General features: G+C 57.1%; 1 protein-coding gene. It reads right to left on the reverse strand.

Features of this window, described 5'->3' with window-relative positions; all coding sequences use genetic code 11:
* The coding region (locus F6X42_RS43235; RefSeq protein WP_187639801.1) for a transposase at window positions 1-275 on the reverse strand (275 nt) is incomplete at both ends.

Below are 275 nucleotides of genomic sequence, written 5' to 3' on the forward strand. Positions count from 1 at the left end.
TTCTTGCTGATGTTGTTCAGCGCCAGGTAAAACAGCTTGGTCACGGCCTCATCGGTCGGAAACGAGCTGCGGGTCTTGATTACTTTGCGCAGACTCATGTTGATCGATTCTATGGCATTCGTGGTGTCCCCCAAGGGGACTTCCTCCGGGGCGTAAATCACCTTCCTGATTTCCGGCGGGTAATCGAAGAACGGAATCACGCGTGCCCAGTTGCGCCGCCAGCTCTGCCCGATGGAAGGGTAGTCCTTGTCCCACCTGGCCTCGAAGACGCCGAG

It is taken from the genome of Paraburkholderia podalyriae (genome assembly GCF_014397785.1).
Taxonomy (GTDB): domain Bacteria; phylum Pseudomonadota; class Gammaproteobacteria; order Burkholderiales; family Burkholderiaceae; genus Paraburkholderia; species Paraburkholderia podalyriae.